We start from the raw sequence: 15,318 nt of genomic DNA, 5'->3' as shown, positions 1-15,318 counted from the left end.
CATTGAACGCGCACCCTACGTAGGGTGCGCCCTTGGTGCGCACCGGCCCCCCATATCAAAGGACCACCATCATGGCCCCCCGCGTTCTCATCTCCGACAAACTCTCCGACGCCGCCGTTCAGATCTTCAAGGATCGGGGCATCGACGTCGACTTCCAGCCCGACCTCGGCAAGGACAAGGACAAGCTCCTCGAGGTGATCGGCCAGTATGACGGCCTCGCCATCCGCTCCGCGACCAAGGTCACGGAAAAGATCATCGCCGCCGCCGACAACCTCAAGGTCATCGGCCGCGCCGGCATCGGCGTCGACAACGTCGACATCCCCGAGGCGTCCCGCAAGGGCATCATCGTGATGAACACGCCCTTCGGGAACATGATCACGACGGCGGAGCACGCCATCGCGATGATGTTCGCCGTCGCCCGCCAGATCCCCGAGGCCTCCGCCTCCACCCACGCCGGCAAGTGGGAGAAGTCCAAGTTCATGGGTGTCGAGCTGACCGGCAAGACGCTCGGCGTGATCGGGGCCGGCAACATCGGCGGCATCGTCTGCACCCGCGGCGTCGGCCTGCGGATGAAGGTCGTCGCCTACGACCCGTTCCTGTCGGACGATCGCGCCGCCGAACTCGGCGTCGAGAAGGTCGAGCTCGAGGACCTGCTCAAGCGCGCCGACTTCATCACGCTGCACGTGCCGCTGACCGACCAGACCAAGAACATCCTGAGCAAGGAAAACATCGCCAAGACCAAGAAAGGCGTGCGGATCATCAACTGCGCACGCGGCGGCCTGGTGGACGAGGCAGCGCTTGCCGAGGCGCTCAAGGACGGCCACGTCGCCGGCGCGGCCTTCGACGTCTTCGCCGAGGAACCGGCGAAGGAAAACCCGCTCTTCAACCTGCCCAACGTCGTCTGCACGCCGCACCTCGGCGCCGCGACGTCCGAAGCGCAGGAAAACGTCGCCCTGCAGGTCGCCGAACAGATGTCCGACTACCTGCTCACCGGCGCGGTGCAGAACGCGCTCAACATGCCCTCCGTCACCGCGGAAGAGGCGAAGGTCATGGGCCCTTGGATCAAGCTCGCCGGCCACCTCGGCAACTTCATCGGCCAGATGACGGACGAGCCGATCAAGGCGATCAACATCCTGTTCGACGGTCAGGCATCCGAGATGAACCTCTCGGCGCTGACGTCTTCCGTCGTGTCCGGCATCATGAAGGTGACTAACCCCGACGTGAACATGGTCTCCGCCCCGGTCATCGCCAAAGAGCGCGGCGTGCGCATCTCGACGACCAAGCAGGACCAGTCCGGCGCGTTCGAGGGCTACATCAAGGTGACGGTCGTCACGACGCAGCGCGAACGCTCCATCGGCGGCACCGTGTTCAGTGACGGCAAGCCGCGCTTTATCCAGATCAAGGGCATCAACCTCGACGCGGAGGTGGGCCGCCACATGATCTACACCACCAACACCGACCTTCCCGGCATCATCGGGACGCTCGGCACCACGCTCGGCAGCAACGGCGTGAACATCGCCAACTTCACCCTCGGCCGCTCCGCGGAGAAGGGCGAGGCGATCGCGCTTCTCTATGTCGATGACGTCGTACCCGCGAAAGCGGTCGAAGAGCTCAAGGCCACCGGCAAGTTCCAGCAGGTGCGCCCCCTCGTCTTCGACGTCTGATCCTCCTCCCTTTTTCAGACGGCGAAGGAAGGCCGGGCCCGCGAGGGTCCGGTCTTTTTTCTTGTCTCCCCCATGCTTCAGAGCGCCGTTGATGCCGATTTCGCGGCAGGATATTCGCGGTTCATGCAGACCGACCGGACCACGCGCCTCGCCACCCTCATCGTCTTCGTGACGGGCACCTTCTGGGGGTTCTACTGGCTGCCGGTGCGCCACCTGACCGACGCCGGCCTGCCCGGGGCATGGGGCACGCTCGCCATCACCGCCGCTGCTGCGCTCGCGCTGCTGCCGCTCGCGCTGCGCCACCGGACCGCCATCCGACGGGCCGGGCCAGTGGCGCTGGCTTCCATCGCGCTCGGCGGGGCGGCCTTCGCTCTCTACTCCGTCGCTTTCGTCTACGGGCGCGTGGCGATCGTGATCCTCCTCTACTTCCTCACGCCGGTCTGGAGCACCCTGATCGGGCGCTACCTGATGGGCTGGCGGACGACGCGGATGCGCCTGCTCGCGATCGTCGTCGGCCTTCTCGGGCTGCTGGTGATGCTTGGCGCGGAGGGCAACGCGCCGATCCCACGCAGCGCGGGCGAGTGGATGGGGCTGGTCTCCGGCATCCTCTGGTCCGTCGCGACGACCGGTATCCGCACTCGGTCCAGCCTCGATCCCGTGCCCTCGGCCTTTGTCTTCGTCGTCGGTGCGGTCCTCGCGACGCTGCTCATGGCGCCTTTGCTCGAGCCGTTGCCGGTCGAGCCGCCGCGCGACGCGGCGGCCCTCGCCGCCATCGCCATCGGCACCGGCATCGCGTGGTGGGCGCTGTCGATCGGTGGCCTGATGTGGGCGACCGTCCGGCTGGAGCCTGCCCGCGTCGGTATCCTGCTCATGGCCGAAGTTCTGGTCGGCGCGGTGTCTGCCGCCGTACTCGCCGCAGAGCACCTGCACCCGCTCGAGATCGCCGGCGGTGCATTGGTCCTGATCGCGGGTATCCTCGAAGTCTGGCCCACGACACGCCGGCCGTCCTGACGCCCTTTCCTCCTGCGCCCGGCCGCCGAGCTCCTCGGCGTGAGCTACAAGCGGTTGTCACAGAACAGCGCTACCATCCGCCCATCGCAACAGAGCCCGTATTCCCCCGACATCGCGTTCGCACGCATCTCCCCGCCGCTTGCGGCCTGCGTGACGATGTGGTCCACGATGCTTCTGTCCGATGCCACGTCGACTCCTCCCCGTTACGCCCTAGTCTTTGCCTTGGGGAGGCACGAGCCCGCTACTGACAACAGGACCCGTTCCGAATTGACCGATCCCATCTATACCGTTGGTGACATCCACGGCTTTAATTCTTCCCTCGAAACCGCACTTTCCCTGATCGAGGCCGACGGCGGCCCGGACGCGCAGATCATCTTCCTCGGCGATTACGTCGACCGGGGTCCTGACAGCCGTGCAGTGATCCAGCGCCTGTTCGAGGGGCACCGTGAGGGGCGCAACTGGCAGTTCCTGCTGGGAAACCATGACCGGATGTTCCTCAAGTTCGTCACCGAGGGGAAGGTCCATGACAGCCAGATCAGCTCCGGCAAGGGCTGGCTCCACCCGGCCCTCGGCGGCAATCGCACGCTGGCCTCCTACATCGACGACGCGGCGCTTGAGCATTTGCTCGACGACGGGCTCGACCCGGTGCCGCAACCCGACCTCGACCGGCTGGTTCAGGCGGCCCGGCTCTCCGTCCCGCCGGAACACCTCGAGTTTCTGACCGACCGGCCCCGCCTGATCGAGACGGACGAGCATATCTTCGTCCATGCCGGCATCCGGCCCGGCGTCGCGCTCGACGAGCAGGACGAGGAAGACCTCGTCTGGATTCGCGATGGCTTCCTCGACTACGACGCGCCCTTCCCGAAGCTCGTGGTCCACGGCCACACCGCGCTCGACACGCCGGAACACTTCGGGAACCGCATCGATTTCGACGGTGGCGCCGGCTACGGACGGCCCCTCGTGCCCGGCGTATTCGACGGCTCCGAGTGGTTCACCCTGACCGAGGACGGACGCCAGCCGCTGCGACCACCCCACGCCTGACGACGGACACCGACCGATGAAGACCCTGCTCGTCATCGCCCTTCTCCTGCCGCTGCCCGCGTTCGCCCAGGTCGGGCACACGAGGCTCGACGCCGGCGACTCCGACCGGCCACTTGCGCTGTCTCTCTGGTATCCCGCGACCGAAGGTGAGCCCGAGATGATCGGCGGGAATGCCGTTTTCGAGGGAAACGAGGCGATCCCCGACGCGCCGCTTTCGGGCGGTCCGGTGGAGCTCGTCCTGCTGTCTCACGGTGGCCTGCGGTCGGCGGATGATTCCGGCGCCTGGCTGGCCGCCGCGCTGGCCGATGCCGGATACCTCGCGGTCGAAGTGAACGCGCCGCGGCCCGATTCGGCCGCCGCGGCACTGGACGAGCTCTGGCGCCGACCGCAGGACCTGACCGCGGCACTCGACACGCTTCTGGCGGACGAAGACTGGTCCGAAGACATACTTCGGGACGACATCTCGGCAGTCGGCTTTGCGCTCGGCGGTACCGCCGTGCTGTCACTGGCCGGCGCGACGCTCGACGCCGCCTCGGTCGGAGCAGCCTGCGATGCGGACCTGCCCCCACCCGACTGCTTCTGGTTCGAGGCGGAAGGCGCAAGCCTCGCCGAGATCGACAGCGGCCCCCTGACAGAGCCACGTCGGGATGAGCGCATCGGCAGCGTCGTCGCGCTTGGCGCCGAATACCTCGACATGTTCGCCGGAACGCCCGAAATCCCCGCGCTGGTACTGACTCTCGGGCCGCGCCCCGCACCCGAGCTGATCGGGACCGAGGCGATGCCGGACCTCTCCCCCGTCGACGCGTTCCCCGCCTGCACCGAGCAAGCACCGCAGATCCTCGAGGAGGACGGCAGCACCGCCGCCATCTGCGGTGAGGATCCGTCCGCCCGCCCCGAACACCACGACAGGATCGTTCAGCGCGTGATGACCTTCCTGCAGGACAGCTGACAGATGCGCATCGACCACGTTCAGCTCGCCATGCCCGAGGGGCAGGAGGACACGGCGCGCGTTTTCTGGATCGGCGCCGTCGGCATGGAGGAGATGGAGAAGCCCGAACCGCTCCGCGCGCGTGGCGGCGTCTGGTTCCGCTCCGGCGAGGCGCAACTGCATCTCGGGGTGGAGGACCCGTTCCTACCCGCCCGCAAGGCGCATCCCTGCTTTGCCGTCGATGCCCTCGATGAACTCGCGGACCGGCTGCTGGCGGCGGAGGTGGAGCCGCAATGGGACGAGTCCCTGCCCCATGTGCGCCGCTTTTTCGTCGCCGACCCGTTCGGCAATCGCGTGGAATTCCTCCAGCGCTGACCCGACGCGTTGCCGTTTCCTCACAGCCCGCCCGCCGGAAAGGCGACCTCCGGGGCAATTCTGGACACCTTGGCAACGATTTAGCACACTCCGGCCCGCGCAGGCCCGACGTGAGAATTGCGACCCCGAGGATGACGACACGTTTCGCCAATTTGCTGATCGACACGGCCGACGTGCTCGCCGTTGCCGAGCAAGAGGGCGATACCTGGGCGGCCATCAACCGTGTCGCGAACCGGATCGGGGCAATCGCCGTCAATGCGGGCGCCTTCCTCAGGTCCGACCAGCAGATCGCGTGGATGCGAAGTTCGATGAACAGCAGGTGGCTCGAGGATTACGGAGCGCAAGGTTTCCACCAGACCGACCCCCTGTTGCGGGCCGCGATGGCTGGCACCGCGCCGCGGACCTACGATGTTGCCGGGCTCGAGGCAGCCGCAGGTCCGGATCGGACGCACGGCGCCCTGCACGACGGCATGATGTCCCACGGCTATAACTACATGATCACCCGAAGCTGGTTCGAAGGCACCGCCGGCAAGTGCCTCGTCTTCAGTTGCCGCGACGATCCCACGGACATGTTCGGCCCCGGCACCGAACGGGCGCTGAGCGCTGTGTCCGCGATGCTGACCCACAGCCTCACCCCACCGGACGGGTCGGCGCGTGACGGTCTCGCCTTCGGATCGGGGTGGAGCGACCTCGACCCGGCGGAGCGCGACGTGCTCTCCTACCTCGTGAACGGCTACAATGTTGCGCTGATCGCCGAAACGCTCTCCCTGACAGAGCCGGACGTGGTCCGCCTGATCCGCTCTGCCTCGCGCCGGATGCGGGCGGAAACGACGGACCAGGCGCTCTCGCTGGCGCTCACGCGCGGCCTGCTCTCGGTCTGAGGCGTCACTCCTTGCGGATCACCCCGGTGATCGCCGCCGCGACGAGTGCCGCGACCACCCAGCCGATCCCCTTGGCGAACCAGCGGATCCACCAGCCGGCCCGGCCCCAGTCTGACCGGGACGTCGATGGCGCCCAGGCATTTTCCTGCCCGAGGTTGATGACCGGCAGCACGAGGTCAGCGGCATAGGCCAGCCCGTTGAACGTCTCGTAATCCTGCCCTGCCTGACCGGGTTGCGACCAGTAGGCGGCCGGGTTCTCGGGATGGCTCTCGGTCGCGGCGACCCAGTTGGCGGACACGAGGATGGGCGCGAGGTTCGGCGCCATGTCACCGGCATCCCAGGTCTTCTCGAAAAACAGGCCGAGGCCCGCGATCAGCAAGAGCGCGATGACCACCGCCCGCGCCGGGTGATAGCCATAGCCGACCGTCATACGCAGGAACCCGTTCCAGAACCCCGTAAGTCCCCATTCCAGCGAATGCCCCCGCTCGCGCCGGATCAACTCGAGGTCGGCGCGGCGCATCAGCCGCTCCTTCTCGATCAGTACGCGGTTTGCGTCGTCCCGGTGGCCGAGGCCGCGCAGCACGTTGGCGAGATGCTCGTAGGGTTGCGCGGTAAAGGGAGTCTCTTCCGGACGACGCTTCAGCCAGTCGAGCCGCTGCTGCACATCCGTCTCCGCGTGCCGGGAAAAATCGCCATAGCGGAACCCGTCCAGCCGGATCGGGTAGTTCGCGCCCGGCCCCGTCGGCTCGTCCTTGAACCGTGCACAGGTGGCCCCGGCGAGGTTCACGATCCCCTGCCCGATCTGGTTGTCGTCGAAATAGAGGATGCCGCCGATCCGCGCCCGCCCGAGACTGATCGCGATACCCGGCCCATGCTCTTCCGTCGCGCCGAAGACGCTGCCGACAATCCCCTCGTTCACCGAAACCGAGGTGTTGGTGACAAAGATGTCGTGCCCGGCAATCGCGCTCGCGAAGAACAGGGTGCCCTGCGCGACCAGCGTCGTGACCCCCTCTGAGAACGGGTAGTTGCCAAGGTAGATCGACCCCTCGACCTGCAGCGACGGGGCGAATACCGCGTCCTGGCTCTCGCTGCGGAATTCCGCCCCGCACAGCTGGAGGTCCCCGCCGATCCGCGCCCCGGCGAGGCTGATCTCCCGATCGCTCGCGGTGCCGTCCCGCAGATAGACCGAGCCGGAGAATTTCGCGTTGTCCGCCGCCAGTCCGCGCAGCCGGACATTGGTCAGGTGCAGGCCCCGCAGCGACGCATTGACGAGGTCGAGAGGTTCGTCCAGCACGCAGTCGCGCAGCGTGATGTCGCGCGGGCAATCGACGCCGTGCAGGTCGATCATGCCGCTGATCCACGCTCCGCGCAGGCGCAGGCCCCGCCCGCGCAGCGGACTGTCCTCGGCCATCAGCAGGTGGCGGATGTAGCCGGCCCGGACCGTCACCTTCGGCACCGCCTCATCCGGAAGCGCCTCGGACAGGAGGGCCCGCCCGTTCTCCGTCACCGCCGCGAGCAGCGCCTCTTCCGCGGGGGTGGAAGGTGTTCGAAAATCTTCGTCCGCCATGGCCGAACGCTGTCACGCGGACGCGGGGCGGGCAAGAGCGCTTGCCACCGGCCCTTCCGCCCTCCCTCCGGGCGGGATAAACCCGTTGTCATGGCCCTGACCTTTCCCACGCTCGACAGCCTCCTCTCCCACGGGTTCGACACCGTGATCGACGTCCGCAGCCCTGCGGAATTCGCCGAGGATCACGTCCCCGGCGCGATCAATCTGCCCGTGCTCGACAACGAGGAACGTGCCGAGGTCGGGACGATCTATGTCCAGCAGAGCCCGTTCCTTGCCCGCAAGCTCGGCGCGGCGAAGGTGTTCCACAACGCCGCCAACCACATCGCGGGCCCCCTCGCGCACCATGACGGCGGCTGGCGGCCGCTGGTCTATTGCTGGCGCGGCGGTCAGCGGTCGGGCAGCTTCACGTGGATGCTGAATCAGATCGGCTGGCGGGCGGACTCCGTCGATGGCGGCTATCGCACCTACCGCCGGCTCGTTCACGACGCGCTTTATGGTCCCGCCCTGCCGCACCGGATCGTGCTGATCGACGGCTACACCGGCACCGCGAAGACCGACCTGCTGCACCTGCTGACCGAACGCGGACACCAGGTTCTCGACCTCGAGGGGCTGGCGAACCACCGAGGCTCTTTGCTTGGCGGCATGCCGGGCGGCCAGCCACTTCAGAAAGGCTTCGAGAGCCGGATCGCCGGCGTGCTCGACCCGTTCGATCCCGAAAAGCCCGTCATCGTCGAGGCCGAGAGCAACAAGGTCGGCGAACTGCTCGTGCCGCCTGCCCTCTGGGCCGCCATGAAGGCCGCGCCGAGGATCGAAGTCACCGCCCCGATCGCGGCCCGCACAGCCTACCTGACCCGCGCCTACGACGACATTCTGTCCGATGCCGGACGGCTGACCGAAAAACTGCGCCCGCTCGTTCAGCATCGGGGACGGGACGTCGTGGAGGGCTGGCTCACCCTGCTGGCCGAGGGCGACAAGCCTGCGCTGACCCGTGCGCTGATGGAGCAGCACTACGACCTCGCCTACGCCAAATCGCGCAAGTCCTACGCGCCGACGATCCTGGCGACCATCGAGTCCGAGACCCTCGACCCTGACGGCCTGAACCGCACGGCGGACGAGATCGAAAAGGTCCTCGCCCGCTACTGACCGGAGCGCCGGATCCCCGGCGCGCCCTCGACGATCCGTCCGATGACAGCCGCCTCCACGCCCGCAGCGCGCAGACCCGGCAGCACAGCATCCGGGTCGGCGACAGCAGCGAGCAGCCCGCCGCACGTCTGCGGATCATAGAGCAGATCCGCGACGTCCCCCGCGCCGAGCGCGGGCACCAGCGCCCGGTTCTCGGCCCAGATCGTCGATCGGACACCTGTCCGCGCCAGCTCCGCCGCGCCCTCCATCAACGGGATCGCGTGGAGGTCCAGCTCCGCCGCAACACCGGACGCCTGACAGATACCGAGCAGGTGTCCGGCAAGCCCGAAACCCGTCACGTCCGTCATCGCATGCGCCCCGGACAGCAGCCGCGCGGCGTCGCCCTGCGGACGGGTCATCTGTTCGAACGTCCCGACAACCCAGCGACCCTTCGCGAGCCCCCTCATCTTGGCGGCGAGGATCACGCCCGACCCGATCGGCTTCGTCAGGATCAGCGCGTCGCCGGGCCGCGCCCCGGCCAGCGTGATCGCCGGCCGCTCCAGCAGGCCGGTCAGCGTGAAGCCGAGGGTCATCTCCGACCCCATCGAGGAGTGCCCGCCGACGATCTCCGCCCCTTCCGACGAGAAGACCTCCGTCGCGGTCTCCATGATCTCGCGCAGCGTCCGCACCTGCAGGGCCGGGGCCATCCGCGGCAGGATCAGGCTCGGCAGGGCGGCCTGCGGCGTCGCCCCCATCGCCCAGATGTCGCCGAGCGCATGGATCGCCGCGATCCGCGTCATCAGCACCGGGTCGTCGGTGACGGCACGCAGGTGATCGACGGTCACCACTTGCCGCGTGTCGCCGAAGCGCAGCACGGCGGCGTCATCGCCCGGCCGCGTCTCCACGTCGTCGCGCCCGTGCGGCAGCGCGGTCAGAACATCGCCCAGCGCGCCCTTGCCGAGCTTCGCGCCACAACCGCCGCACATCGGCGCATCCCCGAGCGCCTCTCGCACGCCGTCCGCGGCGACCAGCGGCGGCGGCTCGGCCATCGACGGCAGATCCGCGAACTTCCGCATGAAGCGCCGGTCGATCCAGTCCTTCCAGCGCCACATCAACGGCCCCGCGAACAGGCGGCCGCGCTTCTCCGCCGCCGCCGATCTCCCGCCGAGCGAGATGAGCTTGAGGTAATCCTTCTGCGGCCGGTAGACCCGCAGCCGCCCGCCCGACAGCGCTGCGCGGAGGTTGTCGTAAAGCACCGGCGCCTCGCGCACCGCGAAGACCCCGGCCTTCGGACGCGGCGCATGACTGAGATGGGCGCAGTCCCCGGCGGCGAAGACCTCGGGGACGGAGGAGCGCAGCCGGCTGTCCACCGCGATGAAACCGTCGTGCAGGTCCAGTCCGGTCTGGGTAAGCCAGGCAGGCGGTCGCGCGCCGGCGGCTCCGACGATCAGATCGGCCTCGATCCGGCCTTCGGACGTGAGCAGCGCCCCCTCCTCGACCTCCGACACGTCCACGTTCTCGCGCACCGTGACACCGGTCGCGGTCACGGCGGCCATCAGCCTGTCCCGCACGTCGTCGGTGAACCCGTCGAGCGCCTCCCCCCGGTCGATCAGCGTCACGCTGGCATCCCGGTCGCGCAGCGCGTGCGCCATGGCCATTGACAGCTCCGCCCCGGCGACGCCACCGCCGATCACCGCGACGCGCGGCTGCGAGGTGCCCGCGCGGAACGCCGTCCAGCGGTCGGCGAACGCGGCCAGCGGCTTTGCCGGCACGGCGAAGCGGTCGAAGCCGGGCAGGTCAGGCATCCCCGAGGTGATGCCGACATCGACCGAGCAGATGTCATAGGCGATGGCGGGCCGACCGGGCACATGCACTGTCCGCGCGTCCGGGTCGATCCCGTCGACTGCACCCGTCACCAGCCGCGCCCCGGCGAACCGCGCCAGCCGGCCCAAGTCGATCTGCAGCTCATCCGGCTCGTAATGACCCGCCACCATGCCCGGCAGCATCCCCGAATAGGCCGCTGCCGGGTTCGGGTCGATCAATGTCAGCCGCACGCCCGGCAACGGCTGCATCCCCCATTTCCGCAGGACCAGGGCATGGGTGTGCCCGCCGCCGATCAGCACAAGGTCGCGGGTCAGCGGGACGTCGGCCCTCATGGGCTCAGCCACCGACCGGCCCAACCGTCGGCCCTCTCGTAGACCGCGCGGCGGTGATCCTCGCCAAGATGCACCAGGTCGATCCGGCTGGCCCGGCACAGAAGGATCACGAAGTTCTCCGGCCCCGGCGTCAGCCGGTAGTCGAGCGATCCGTCGATCGGCGTCCCCGGCGGCGGCACCTTGCCGTAGGCGGTCTGCGAGGCGTCGGGCACCTTATCCCACGCGTCGCGCACCGCGTCGCCCGCGAGGATCGTGGCCTCGGCATAGAGACGCACCTGTATCGCCGCCGCCTCGTCCCAGAACAGGATGGCGCAGGCCGGATCGGCCCGCAGCGCGGCCACCTTGGACGAGCCGATATCGGTGTGAACGTCCACCTCTCCCAATTCCGGTCGTACGCCGCGCAGCACGACGGTGCGCACGTCCGGCCCGTTCGAGACGTTGGCGAAGGCGACCTGCCGGCCTTTTTGCAGAACGCTCCAGCCGCTGGCGAGCAGGCCGGGCAAGCTATCGATGTCGCTCATTCGTATCCCGTCATCTCGAGGTATCCGCGTCCGTCATGGCTGCCGGTCACAGTGACAGGCCCTTCCCAGTAGGCAAAGGACGTGTGCATCCAGCTTTGCGGGTTGATCGCCCCAACCGTCACGTCGAGCCCCCGGTCGGGCAGGGTCAGGTGCCAGCGCACGGGGATGTCGCGTCCTTCGACCTCTGCGTCGTCCAGCGGTTCGGTGGTAAGCGCACCGTCCCTGTAGGCCTCCGGCGTGCCGTCCGCGCCGATCCAAGTCGCGGAGGTATAGTCCCCGCCCGCCTCGTCCCGCAGCCGGAAGCCCATCAGCCGTTCGCCATCGTCGAACGAGAGCGAAAACCAGTCCCAGCCCGACTGGGTCTCCGACAATGGTTGAGACGACCATTCCCGGTCGAGCCAGGCCTCGCCCGTCACCTCGACCTCGCCGTCCGGCAGGGTGATCGTGCCCTCGAGCGCATAGGCCGGTTGCGAGTAGTAGTAGCTCGCCTGCCCCTCCGCCGACTTGACGGAGTAACCAGCGTCCCCGTGCAGCACGAGCGGCCCCTGCGCGACGAGGTCGACATCGTAGGCGAAATCGGTCCCGGAGGCGGTCATGCCGATCTCGTCGAAAGTCTCGCCGGCCAGTTGCCACTCGTCGATCCATGCTTCGAACGGGTCAGCCGTGACCCCCGCCGTTCCGATCCCGCCGCGCGACAGGCGTTCCTCGGAATAATGCGCGTCCGGCGTGGTCAGGGCGGCGTGACCCATCCAGAGCTGCGAGGCCTCCCATCCGTCCTCGCGGTCGGGGGAAAGTGCGGAGCGGAACAGCGTCCATTGCAGCCCGTAGGGCGTACCGTCCGGCCCGGTCATGTTGGCGGTGACGTACCACCATTCGATCCGGTAACCGGGATGCGGGCCGTGGTCCTCGGGAAAGGTCAACGCGGTGCCGCGTTCGGGCGACAGGAAATCCTCCGCCTCTGTGCCGAGCCCGGCGAACCCCTGCGCCGACGCGCAGACCGGCAGCATGCAAAGGAGCGCGATCTTACCGTTCATTGGAGAACACCTTGAGCAGTTGCGACGGCGGTACCGTCGCCAGCCGCCGCGCGGGCCACAGCGCGGCCACCCCCGCCGCGAGCAGCGCGAACAGGCCGAGCAGCGCGTAGTCGCCGGGGAACAGGAACATCGGCAGCCGCCACCCGAAGGCCGCGACGTTCACCTTCGCCAGCAGCACCCACGCCAGTGCCAGCCCCAGCGGCAGCGCGGCCACGGCGGTCAGCGCCGCGAGCAGCACCGCACGCCCCAGTTCCAGCCAGCCAAGGCTGCGCCGCGTCAGCCCCATCGCCCAGACCGGTGAGAGCTGCGGCAGCCGCATCCCCGCCAGCGTCAGCAGGCTCATCAGGATGGCGAAGCCGGCGACGGCCAAGGTCAGCACGTTCAGCGCGCCGGTCACGGTGAAGGTCCGCTCGAAGATCGACAGCGAGAAGTCCTTGAGCGCCCGCTGATCGACGATCTGCGCTTGCGGCAACCCCAGCTCGTCGACCAGCGCCCGGGACAGGGCCTCTGGATCGGCGGTGTTCACTGCGAAGCGCTCAGGGATCGCGTCGGGGTTCTGCGCGGCAAACAGGGCTTCGCCGATGATCGCCTGCCCACCCGGGTTGCCGTAGTCCCCGACGAAGCCGACCACCGGCAGGGTCTCTCCCCCGACGTCGATCTCGTCGCCGAGCGACAGCTCCGCTCGGCGGTAGAGCTGTTCGTTCACGATGACCGCCTCACCCGCGAAGGTCCGCGCCCATGCATCCGGACGGGAGTCCAGAAACTGCCAGTTGTCCGGGTAGTTCGCATCCTCGCGCACGCCATAGATCTCGGTCGGCACGCCCGCGACGTCGCCATCGACCCAGATCACCGGCAGGACGGAGTCGGCGCGGTCCTGGAGGAACGCCTCCAGCTGTTCGGCCTCCTCGTCGCCCGTCGCGTAGACATAGAGCGGCGACGCAAGCCGCTGGTCCAGGAAGCCGACGAAGGTCAGACGGAAGGACGACACCATCGTCGTCACGCCGACATTCGTCGCCATCGCGAGAAGCAGCGCCATCAGGGCCAGCGAGAGGCCGGGCATCTGCTGGCGACTGTCGGCCCAGAACCACTCCGCCACCGGGCGGCGGGCCGGGCGCTGCGCGAGCCGCAACACGGTGTCGAGCAGCAGCGGCAGCAGCAGCGCCGCCCCGATCAGCAACGCGCCGAGCGCGGCGAAGGCGGCGACCATCCCGTTGATGAACAGCAGCACGACCGACGCCGCCAGCAACAGCCCCGCCGCGCCGCCCTGCACGAGCCGTCCCTTCGTGGCGCCCATTGCCCACGCCCTCGGCCGGGCGGAGGCGAGCAGCGGCATCCGCGCGATCCGCGCCAGTGAACTCGCCGCCGCCGCCATCGTGCCGAGCACCGCGATGGCGAGGCCCGAGAGCCACCAGACCGGGCGAAGCTCCAGCGTGCCGCCGACCGACGCGCCGTAGAGCCCCCGTAGGGTTGCGGCCACGTCGGGCAGCAACGCCGCCGCGATCACGTAGCCGAGCACGACGCCCACGATCCCGGAGGCGAGCGCGATCAGGATCAGCTCCGCCCCCATCAGCCAGACCAGCCGGTCGAGCGGCACCCCCAGCGCACGGAGCGTGCGCACCATCGGCCGCCGCTGCTCGAACGCGAGGCCGATCGCGCCGTGCACGATGAACAGTCCGACGGCGAAGCTGAGCAGGCCGAAGGCCGTCAGGTTCAAATGGAAGGAATCGGTCAACCGTCCGACATCCGACCCGCCCTGCGCCGGCCGCAGCGACAGGCCGGGCGCGATGTCCTCCAGCGCCGGACGGCCAAGCGGCTGCTCGGGCGACACCAAGAGGCGCGCTGGCCCGTTCCCGGTCAGCCGTTCGGCAACGGACAGGTCGGTGATAACGGTCATCGGCGCGACATCGTCGGCCAGCACCTTTTCCGGTGCGACCTCGCCCAGCGCGTCGAGCGCCTCCGCCGTGCCGAACAGCTGTCCGTCACCACCGAGGAAGGTCCCGACATCGGGCGAAGCGGACAGGTCCACCGGCCCCAGCCCGCCCGGAGCGGTCAGCGGGTCGAGCCCGACGATGCGCACGCCGTTAACCCGTGCCTCGATCACCGGGCTGACACGCCAGCCGGCGCGTCGCAGCGCGGCATATTGGTCCATCCCGACCTCTTCGCCTTCCGGCGGCAGGAGTTGCGCATACTGCCCCTCGCCAAGCGTCGCGGCAGCGGCGTCGTAGCTGGCGCGCGCCTCGGCGTTCACGGCCTGAACCCCGGACCAGAGCGCGGTGGCCAGCGACAGGCCGGCGATCAGGGTGAACAGCTGCAACGGATTGCGCCGCCAGTGGCTCAGCAGCGCGGCGAGTGCCGCACGGTTCACGTCACCGCCCCAAGCGCGAGGTGCAGGCGACGCTCCATTCGGCTGGCGAGGCGGTCGGAGTGGGTGACCATCAACAGCCCCGCTCCCGTCTCGGTCACGAGGTCGAGCATCAGGGACAGGACCTGCTCCGCCGTCGTCTCGTCGAGGTTGCCGGTCGGCTCGTCCGCCAGCACCAGCTTCGGCTTCGCGGCGAGCGTGCGGGCGATCGCGACCCTCTGCTGTTGCCCGCCGGAAAGTTCCTCCGGGTAGCGCGACAGATGTCCGGAAAGCCCCATCCTTTCGGCCAGTGTCCTGCACCAGCCTTCGTCATGCCGCCCCGCGATCCGCGCCTGGAAGGCGATGTTGGCGGCAACGTCGAGCGACGGGATCAGGTTGAACTGCTGGAACACCACGCCAACCGTCCCGCGCCGCACGCGGGCGCGGCCGCGCTCGTCCATCTGCGCGACATCCTCGCCAAGAAGCAGGACCTTGCCGCTGTCGGCGCGGTCCAGTCCTCCGGCGATATGAAGCAGCGTGCTCTTGCCGCTGCCGGATTCGCCGGTCAGCGCGAGCGTGCCGCCGGCGTCCAACGTCAGCGACACACCGCGCAGCACCGGCACGGGCTCATCCGCGCCGGGGAAGGATTTGTGAACGTCCGCGATTGTAAGAAGCAT

14 protein-coding genes are annotated in these 15,318 nt (G+C 68.7%); 7 read left to right on the top strand and 7 right to left on the bottom strand.

Translation table 11 applies throughout. The annotated features are described in order from the left end of the window. The first annotated feature begins 71 nt into the window (after window positions 1-71). Both serA and I8N54_RS19635 read left to right on the top strand, forming a co-directional pair. The gene (gene serA / locus I8N54_RS19640; RefSeq protein ID WP_140194739.1) at window positions 72-1,664 is read left to right on the top strand and encodes a phosphoglycerate dehydrogenase; all 1,593 of its coding nucleotides are present in this window, start codon (window positions 72-74) and stop codon (window positions 1,662-1,664) included. Window positions 1,665-1,787: 123 nt separating this feature from the next. Further along, the gene (locus tag I8N54_RS19635; RefSeq protein WP_140194741.1) at window positions 1,788-2,675 is read left to right on the top strand and encodes a DMT family transporter; all 888 of its coding nucleotides are present in this window, start codon (window positions 1,788-1,790) and stop codon (window positions 2,673-2,675) included. A 44-nt stretch (window positions 2,676-2,719) separates the two neighbouring features. Here I8N54_RS19635 and I8N54_RS19630 read toward each other — a convergent pair whose 3' ends face one another. Beyond that, window positions 2,720-2,863 carry a hypothetical protein gene (locus I8N54_RS19630; protein ID WP_197097615.1) on the bottom strand — a complete coding sequence of 48 codons (144 nt, stop codon included), beginning with the start codon at window positions 2,861-2,863 and terminating at the stop codon, window positions 2,720-2,722. A gap of 79 nt (window positions 2,864-2,942) precedes the next feature. Between I8N54_RS19630 and I8N54_RS19625 the strand changes: the two genes are divergently transcribed. The 4 genes from I8N54_RS19625 to I8N54_RS19610 all read left to right on the top strand — a co-directional run bounded on the left by I8N54_RS19625 (window position 2,943) and on the right by I8N54_RS19610 (window position 5,900). Then, window positions 2,943-3,716 (top strand): metallophosphoesterase, encoded by a 774-nt coding sequence (locus I8N54_RS19625; RefSeq protein WP_231592581.1) that lies wholly within the window; start codon window positions 2,943-2,945, stop codon window positions 3,714-3,716. 16 nt (window positions 3,717-3,732) lie between these two features. Further along, the gene (locus I8N54_RS19620) at window positions 3,733-4,665 is read left to right on the top strand and encodes an alpha/beta hydrolase (protein WP_140194743.1); all 933 of its coding nucleotides are present in this window, start codon (window positions 3,733-3,735) and stop codon (window positions 4,663-4,665) included. Window positions 4,666-4,668: 3 nt separating this feature from the next. Continuing rightward, window positions 4,669-5,019, top strand: coding sequence for a VOC family protein (locus I8N54_RS19615; RefSeq protein WP_140194744.1), 351 nt, complete (start codon window positions 4,669-4,671; stop codon window positions 5,017-5,019). Between the two features lie 131 nt (window positions 5,020-5,150). Next, window positions 5,151-5,900 (top strand): helix-turn-helix transcriptional regulator, encoded by a 750-nt coding sequence (locus I8N54_RS19610; RefSeq protein ID WP_197097562.1) that lies wholly within the window; start codon window positions 5,151-5,153, stop codon window positions 5,898-5,900. 4 nt (window positions 5,901-5,904) lie between these two features. Here I8N54_RS19610 and I8N54_RS19605 read toward each other — a convergent pair whose 3' ends face one another. Then, window positions 5,905-7,467 carry a hypothetical protein gene (locus I8N54_RS19605; RefSeq protein ID WP_140194748.1) on the bottom strand — a complete coding sequence of 521 codons (1,563 nt, stop codon included), beginning with the start codon at window positions 7,465-7,467 and terminating at the stop codon, window positions 5,905-5,907. A 90-nt stretch (window positions 7,468-7,557) separates the two neighbouring features. Between I8N54_RS19605 and mnmH the strand changes: the two genes are divergently transcribed. Further along, on the top strand, window positions 7,558-8,610 hold the full coding sequence (mnmH, locus tag I8N54_RS19600; protein WP_140194750.1) for a tRNA 2-selenouridine(34) synthase MnmH: 1,053 nt from the start codon (window positions 7,558-7,560) through the stop codon (window positions 8,608-8,610). Here the strand turns inward: mnmH and selD are convergent. Genes selD through I8N54_RS19575 form a run of 5 tightly spaced genes read right to left on the bottom strand, consistent with a single transcriptional unit; the run spans window position 8,604 to window position 15,318 of the window. Continuing rightward, entirely contained in the window at window positions 8,604-10,745 is a 2,142-nt protein-coding gene (selD, locus tag I8N54_RS19595) for a selenide, water dikinase SelD (protein ID WP_140194752.1), read from the bottom strand. The genes mnmH and selD overlap by 7 nt on opposite strands. Continuing rightward, window positions 10,742-11,266 carry a PNPOx family protein gene (locus I8N54_RS19590; RefSeq protein ID WP_140194754.1) on the bottom strand — a complete coding sequence of 175 codons (525 nt, stop codon included), beginning with the start codon at window positions 11,264-11,266 and terminating at the stop codon, window positions 10,742-10,744. Before I8N54_RS19590 ends, selD begins: the two co-directional genes overlap by 4 nt. Next, entirely contained in the window at window positions 11,263-12,300 is a 1,038-nt protein-coding gene (locus I8N54_RS19585; RefSeq protein WP_140194756.1) for a lipocalin-like domain-containing protein, read from the bottom strand. The genes I8N54_RS19590 and I8N54_RS19585 overlap by 4 nt, the downstream gene beginning before the upstream one ends. Continuing rightward, entirely contained in the window at window positions 12,290-14,665 is a 2,376-nt protein-coding gene (locus I8N54_RS19580; RefSeq protein ID WP_140194758.1) for an FtsX-like permease family protein, read from the bottom strand. The genes I8N54_RS19585 and I8N54_RS19580 overlap by 11 nt, the downstream gene beginning before the upstream one ends. Next, window positions 14,662-15,318 (bottom strand): ABC transporter ATP-binding protein, encoded by a 657-nt coding sequence (locus I8N54_RS19575; RefSeq protein WP_140194760.1) that lies wholly within the window; start codon window positions 15,316-15,318, stop codon window positions 14,662-14,664. The genes I8N54_RS19580 and I8N54_RS19575 overlap by 4 nt, the downstream gene beginning before the upstream one ends.

It is taken from the genome of Pelagovum pacificum (genome assembly GCF_016134045.1).
In the GTDB taxonomy this organism is placed as follows: Bacteria; Pseudomonadota; Alphaproteobacteria; order Rhodobacterales; family Rhodobacteraceae; genus Oceanicola; species Oceanicola pacificus_A.
Note: the sequence above shows the minus strand (reverse complement) of the source record. Positions and strands in the feature narration are given on the sequence as shown.